The following is a 614-nucleotide window of genomic DNA, read 5'->3' as shown; positions in this document are numbered from 1 at the left end:
TCGAGGCTGACCTGGTCGCGGGAGGCGGAGAGTTCGAGGGTTCCCAGGCGCAGGACGCTGAAGTGGTCGCCGACCATGTAGGCGTGGTGGGGGTTGTGGGTGATGAAGATGACGCCGAGGCCGCGGTCGCGGGCGGCGGCGATGTACTTCAGCACGACACCGGACTGCTTCACACCGAGCGCGGCGGTCGGCTCGTCCAGGATCAGCACCCGCGCGCCGAAGTAGACCGCCCGCGCGATGGCGACGCACTGGCGCTGGCCGCCGGACAGGGTCCCGATGGGCTGCTCCAGGTCGTCCAGGACGATGCCCATCTCGCGCAGCTCGTGGTCGGCCGTCTGCTTCATGCTCGCGATGTCGAGGCGGCGGATCGGCCAGGGGCCCTTGGTCATCTCGGAGCCGAGGAAGAAGTTCCGCCACACCGGCATCAGCGGGACGGTGGCCAGGTCCTGGTAGACCGTCGCGATGCCCTTGTCGAGCGCCTCGCGCGGGGTGGAGAAACGCACCGGGCGGCCGTCGACGAGGAACTCGCCCTCGGTGTGCTGGTGCAGCCCGGAGATGATTTTGATGAGGGTGGACTTGCCGGCGCCGTTGTCGCCGAGGACGCAGGTGACCTC

1 protein-coding gene is annotated in these 614 nt (G+C 69.1%); it reads right to left on the bottom strand.

All coding sequences use genetic code 11. The features are described 5' to 3' along the window. A partial coding sequence (locus ACFPIH_RS56390; RefSeq protein ID WP_381188184.1) for an ATP-binding cassette domain-containing protein occupies nt 1-614 on the bottom strand: 614 nt, incomplete at both ends.

This window comes from Streptomyces vulcanius, assembly GCF_042653945.1.
Taxonomy (GTDB): Bacteria; Actinomycetota; Actinomycetes; order Streptomycetales; family Streptomycetaceae; genus Streptomyces; species Streptomyces mangrovi.
The sequence above is the reverse complement of the archived record's forward strand: the minus strand, read 5'-3'. Positions and strand labels throughout refer to the sequence as shown.